This is a genomic window from Paenibacillus sp. OT2-17 (assembly GCF_009827695.1).
GTDB classification, from domain to species: domain Bacteria; phylum Bacillota; class Bacilli; order Paenibacillales; family Paenibacillaceae; genus Paenibacillus; species Paenibacillus polymyxa_B.
This window is the reverse complement of record NZ_WUDQ01000212.1, coordinates 1-5,867: the sequence shown is the minus strand read 5'-3', so window position 1 is coordinate 5,867 and position 5,867 is coordinate 1. Positions and strand designations below refer to the sequence as shown.

5 protein-coding genes and 2 pseudogenes are annotated in these 5,867 nt (G+C 40.5%); 1 reads left to right on the top strand and 6 read right to left on the bottom strand.

Annotated features, from left to right (window positions below):
- Window positions 1-25 precede the first annotated feature (25 nt).
- The 4 genes and pseudogenes from nfsA to GRP75_RS17580 all read right to left on the bottom strand — a co-directional run bounded on the left by nfsA (window position 26) and on the right by GRP75_RS17580 (window position 3,246).
- The gene (gene nfsA / locus GRP75_RS17595) at window positions 26-766 is read right to left on the bottom strand and encodes an oxygen-insensitive NADPH nitroreductase (RefSeq protein WP_160789932.1); all 741 of its coding nucleotides are present in this window, start codon (window positions 764-766) and stop codon (window positions 26-28) included.
- An 87-nt stretch (window positions 767-853) separates the two neighbouring features.
- A pseudogene (locus GRP75_RS30655) lies at window positions 854-1,078 on the bottom strand (SDR family oxidoreductase); the annotation flags it as partial.
- 36 nt (window positions 1,079-1,114) lie between these two features.
- On the bottom strand, window positions 1,115-2,080 hold the full coding sequence (locus GRP75_RS17585) for an NAD(P)H-dependent flavin oxidoreductase (RefSeq protein WP_160789931.1): 966 nt from the start codon (window positions 2,078-2,080) through the stop codon (window positions 1,115-1,117).
- Window positions 2,081-2,118: 38 nt separating this feature from the next.
- The gene (locus GRP75_RS17580; protein ID WP_160789930.1) at window positions 2,119-3,246 is read right to left on the bottom strand and encodes an NtaA/DmoA family FMN-dependent monooxygenase; all 1,128 of its coding nucleotides are present in this window, start codon (window positions 3,244-3,246) and stop codon (window positions 2,119-2,121) included.
- 480 nt (window positions 3,247-3,726) lie between these two features.
- On the opposite strand from GRP75_RS17580, the gene GRP75_RS17575 reads away from it, so the two are divergent.
- Window positions 3,727-4,080 carry a winged helix-turn-helix transcriptional regulator gene (locus GRP75_RS17575; protein WP_160789929.1) on the top strand — a complete coding sequence of 118 codons (354 nt, stop codon included), beginning with the start codon at window positions 3,727-3,729 and terminating at the stop codon, window positions 4,078-4,080.
- A gap of 815 nt (window positions 4,081-4,895) precedes the next feature.
- On the opposite strand, the pseudogene GRP75_RS17565 reads toward GRP75_RS17575, so the two are convergent.
- Together GRP75_RS17565 and GRP75_RS29840 are read right to left on the bottom strand one after the other, a co-directional pair.
- Window positions 4,896-5,119: pseudogene (locus GRP75_RS17565) on the bottom strand (aldo/keto reductase); the annotation flags it as partial.
- A gap of 33 nt (window positions 5,120-5,152) precedes the next feature.
- On the bottom strand, window positions 5,153-5,867 hold a 715-nt coding region (locus tag GRP75_RS29840), incomplete at its 5' end, for an AraC family transcriptional regulator ligand-binding domain-containing protein (RefSeq protein WP_237449088.1).

Sequence of the window (5,867 nt, the reverse complement as noted above, 5' to 3'; positions counted from 1 at the left end):
TGGTCAAAAAAGTTTCTTCCCTGCTTCATTTTTTGGCATATCCCTGTTTGTGGAGATAGTCCATCATTTGTGGCTGAATGCTTCGTTGGAGATGATCATGAATGTGATCACTCCATCCTTTTACTTTTTTCACTGTGAAAGGCGCGCTTACAGACCGATTTTCATAATACTTCAACATGGTCTTATCATAAGTTGCTAATTTCAGTTTATCGAGTGTTTGATACTGGTTTTCATGTAAAACCATGGATTTAGGCAACCTTGGCTTGAGTTCAGGTTTATTTCCAGATGGACTACCAATACATAGTCCCACCAAAGGAATCACATACTTCGGTAAATTCAAAATTTCAGATAATTCATTAATGTTACTTCTCACACCACCAATAAAAACGCCACCAAGTCCAATAGATTCTGCTGCGGTTAAAGCATTTTGCGCCATAAGCCCGGCATCAAATGAACCGATTAAAAGAAATTCTATATATTCAAGGTCAACTTCAGGGGCGATTTGATGATTCCGGTGGAAATCTGAACAAAAAATCCAGAACTCTGCGGCTTCTTCAATATAAGGTTGATTAACCGAAAGTTGCATCATTTTTCTTCGAAGATCTGGATCTGTAATTCTAATGATAGAAACGGCCTGTAAAAGACTAAATGATGATGTTTGATTAGCTGCCTTAAAGATTACTTCTCGTTGTTCTTGTGACAATGGTTGATTTGTATAGGAACGTATGGACGTATGATTATGAAGTAATTCAAGGGTATTATTCATATGAATATCTCCTCCAATGTTATTATCTAAATAAAAAGAGTTAGCAAGCATAGATGGCCTCATATACTAACTCAATTCAATGTTACGTCACATCACAGACAATCCTCCATCAATTACATGATCAGCACCCGTTATATTAGAGGCTTCATCACTCGCAAGAAACAAAGCAAGGTTAGATACCTCTTGAGACTGCCCTAATCTTTTGATGGGAACTTCTTGTACCCGTTCTTCAATTTCTTTTTCACTTAGAGCTTTAGATACAATGTTTGTTTGTATAGGTCCTGGTTGAATTAGATTTATCCGAATTTGATCAGGGGCAAACTGTAGTCAAAAATTATTTTGAGATCTTCATCCGATGGTTTTAACAATTTCATCAATTACTTCTTGACACGTTAGAATTTGCTGAATACCACCGGCTGATTCGGATACACTTACGGTCCCATTAACCAGATCGCCATCTAACATTCCTATTTTGAACCCTTCTCCATAATATTTGTATGCTTCTGCAGGCTTTCCTTGATTAATGAGTTCTAACGCTTTTTTGCCCGCTTCTGTAGGAATGGTTCTCAAATGTCCTGTACCTGATTTAAATTCAATAAACTCTTCACTTTTTACCTTAATGATGGCTTTCTTTGTTTCCATACTAGCCGGATTTTCTTTGGTCACTATAAACCTTGTTCCCATATATACACCTTCTGCACCCATAGATAGTACTGCTTTCGCTCCCCGACCATCTATAATCCCTCCGGCAGCAATTATAGGGATTTTTACAAGAGAAGTGATTTGTGGAACAAGGGAAAGCGTACTAATTTTATAATCACTCATATGACCACCAGCCTCATAACCTGTAACGATAAGGGCATCCACTCCTGTTTTCTCAGCTTCTACAAGCTTTTCTACAGTCGGACTTAAGTCTCTGTAAACGACTTTAATGTCATGTTCTTTAAGTCGTTTCAGTTCACGATCGACCACATGTTGTCCAATGGCGATAACGTTTTTGACATTTTCTTTAACCAATACATCAAAAACTGCATTAGTAAATGGGTCTTCTGAAGTCCCTCCCATTGGGAAAATGTAATTTACTGCAAATGGTTTATTCGTTAATGCTTTAACCTTGCGAATTTCCTTGTTTAGTCGATCTGCCATATCCTCTGCACTCGTTGCTTTTTCCGTTTGGCCAGCATTTGGCCCCAACACACCCAGTCCACCTGCATTGGATACTGCTGCAACAAATTCCGCGGAAGTGACCCATGTCATAGCAGCTGAAATAATGGGATACTCTATTTCCAGTAGTTCTGTAATTCGGTTTTTCATCAATGATTTCACCTCTAGTTTAATTGATTTTTTTATTATTACTTCTTATACCTATTTTCAGGGTAAGGTAGCCCTAAATTCCCCCGAAGTGTGTTCTCCTCATATTCCTTTCGAAATATGCCTTTATCTTGCAATATGGGTACAACCAATTTAATAAAGTCCTCAAATCCTGCTGGATAATCTTGTCTAATCAGCAAGACATCCATGACGCCTTCTTGATACCAATGTTCTATTTTTTCTGCAACATTCTCCGCAACTCCCATCAATTGAGGCTTTGGCAATCTATAACCTTTAGGCATCCATGATTCGATTTCCCTTAGCTTTTCTAAGGCTTCTTTTTCCGTTTCACCAACGATGGGGCTATGTGAAGGCATAATCAGTAGATCGTTTGGTGAACGCCCTTGATTTTGCACTTTTCTTTTAAGTTCAGCAGTGAATCTCTTAAGATATTCAAACTGATCTCCAGGAGCCACGATGACTTCGGCATGCTGTCCAGCTATATCCATGAATTCCAAGGAAGTACCGGCTTGAAAGATGACCGGTCTGCCTTGTCGAGATCGACTAACATTTAATGGTCCCTCCACTGAAAAGTAATTCCCGGTATAATTTATTGGATGCATCTTACTCGGGTCATAAAATACCCCACTTTTCTTATCACGTATGAATGCATCGTCTTCGTACGAATCCCAGAGGCCTTCAACAATCTCTAAAAACTCCTTTTTCATGGGATAAAGATCTGCTTTCCTTAAATGGGACGGACTGTAATTGGCTAACCCTCCCGGATTAGAGGTGATCGCATTCCATCCTGATCGGCCCTTGCTAATCTTGTCGAGTGAGACTATTTGTCTAGCAACAGTAAATGGATCAGCATATGAAGTAGCTATTGTTGCGGTCAAGCCAATGGAATGAGTCACCATACTCAATGCAGACAAAATAGATACGCCCTCAAACATGCTTAGATAGTGTGGTATCATGCCAGGTCCAATATGACTTACGTCTGCTAAAAAGATGAGGTCGAACCTTCCCTGTTCAAGTTGCCTGGCTTTTTGAACGTAGTAATCAATATTTTCACTGGCATCTGCTGGAATAGCGGGGTGTCTCCATCCCGTGTAATTCCAACCAACGCCATCAATAATCCCTCCTATTTTTAACTTTCTTCCTTCCATTGTTGAATGATCTCCCTTTCATGAGGTTCTTTAAAGTTACAGTCAAAAAAGGAAAGAAGGTTATCTAATTGCTCTGGAAAATCATTTCCCCCAATAATTCTCTGGACCTTAGCAATGCCCACATGGTCCAGCCATCAGCTGCAGAAGTCCTAATGTTTTGGAGACTTTTCTTAGCATCACTTCCGTTATAGACATGAACGAAGTCTAAAATCGAAAGCTGTAGTCTATTTCCTGTATTCACTTATCAGTAACTCCTTTCTGTGTTATATTTATTTAGCTTACTAAATATACGTAATCTTAGTTACCCTATTAAACTATAAAACGAAAACAAGAACATTATCCTTTCGCATTTTAGGTTAATTAAAATTAATTGTTTTGGTTTGTTGACACAATCATAAAGTCATTATGTCCATTTGCAAAGAGGGCAATATAAATGAACATAGTACAACTTTTTGTACCTTAAGATTAGGAGTGATATCAATGAGGGTCTGTAATGAAGGATTTGATAAAGAATTTATGGATGAAAAAAGGGATATGTACGCGATAGCATTTACCCAAAATGTTCTTTCAGGACGTTGGAAATATTTTATATTATGGTATTTAAAAGGAGAAAAACGCCGTTATACGGATATAAAAAAATTTCTTGGAGGTTTATCACAAGGCTCTCTCACAAAGCAGCTTAAAGAGTTGGAGAACGATGGAGTTATTAAACGTAATGTTTATCCGGAAGTTCCTCCGCGAGTAGAGTATTCATTAACAGGCAAGGGAATCAAATTACTACCGATCCTTGAGAAGATGGAGGAATTCGGTAAAGAATACGGCGAAAAACCTTAATCTGATGAAGTTTCCAAACAGGCTTATTACCGAAATTTTGAATCCAAAGAAGACATTTTTATTTAAGTCTTTGTCCAAACTTCTTCTACGCAATCCGTGCGAATGAGCAAGGGAATCATACAACCGATTTCACAGTTGATATAGTTGCCTTTTACGGTCTATATGGTGAACGCAAAAAAGTGCATGGAAGCTGTTTATGTTTATGCGTCACAAAGAATAGCGCGGTAAAATCATAAAGGGTGCCAGCATTCAGCAGCACAAAATTATAATTTTTTTTCAATGATTCCTATACCGCTTTCTTTTTCATGCCCTCATTCATAGATATGTGCGTGTTGCAGTAAGTATTGGTATGTATGGTCAGTCATTTCTGCTGGCGCTTGAGACACTTGGGATAACTGGTATTCTATAGATATCATTAGGCTTTTTCGTCAGCCGGTACGAGAAGTTCTTTTTGTATCTCTGAACTCAAATTACTATTTCAGGATTCCTTTTGCATTTGCAGATATAAAAGCAACAGTGAATAGCTTTCGGATGGGGCGCGATCCAATTGAGAACAACGTGACCCTTCAATGTAAAACAACTGTCGACCCACTGAATGACATTAGTTCCATGATTTCAACGAATCATCCTAAAATTTTCTGCAACGAGTATGAATACCATCACGCTATCGTCTCTTCCTACAGTCTTCCTGGCTTGTTTGCTATTAGGTGTTAATCAAGTCGGTAATCGGACCGAGTTCCCTTTTCGGCAAAGGAACCAAGTTCTTGTCCTCAACTCGGAAAAAAACTTGGTTCCTCAAAACAAAAAAGCCGCTAAGTTCCGCTCAGGTAACCCTTTCCCAATGGGCTGTACGCACGAAGCCAATACTGAGTTCTTCTAACGTAGGCAGCAGTTCGTCTTCCGGACATCTCCACCACAACGAATCGCTCTTGATGGCCGTGAGCGGCTGAACGGAATGCGCGCGTCGAATGGTTCCCACGCCCGCCTCCGACAGTCCCCAATGTTTATCTTTTTCCGCCTGAATCAAATCTCCTAGCGCCCAGGCTACTTTCCTCCGATTGAATAAAAATGATTAATGCGGTGAAGTTACCGCTGAAGCTTGGCTTACAATCACTCGGCGGATAAAGAACGAGATCACCAGACCGATCACCGCTACGATCATTGCAAACCAAACCACATGCTCCGACCCCACCGTCATTGCATTTGCCAATTCCGCCATCTGGTTCGACACAGCAGAGGTTTCAGCAGAGGTATGTAAATAATGATCCATGCCGCTTGACAGAATGCTGATGGAGGCGGCTGTAGCGACGGCTCCGATGACTTGTTGTACAGTATTCATAACCGCCGTTCCGTGCGGATACAATTTAGGCGGCAATTGATTGAGGCCGTTTGTTTGAGCAGGAACCCATACCATGGCCAATCCGATCATCAGAATGATGTGAAGCTCACAATAAAAGCCACCGTATACAGCTTCGTTATAGGAGATAAAAGGACGATCAAGGTCGCTTCGGTGGAGAGTTAATCGGCTTCGTCCTGATCCAACCCGGACAGGGCAACCGAAAAAAGCCTCAAGTGCCGGAAGTTTACCCATAGGGAGAGAAAAGTCGACAGTGTGCGCCGTTAATGGCCTATCCGTTCCGCGGCGGCCTAATTCTATCAATGAGGCTAAGGTAACGCTGACGAGCATCGGTGGTTCCAGATGCTCGGAATAGAGCCACATAAGTTCGATCGTACAGAACTTACCCTCCTCGGTCATCTGAATCCGTTCAGGAGAACATAATTGTTTG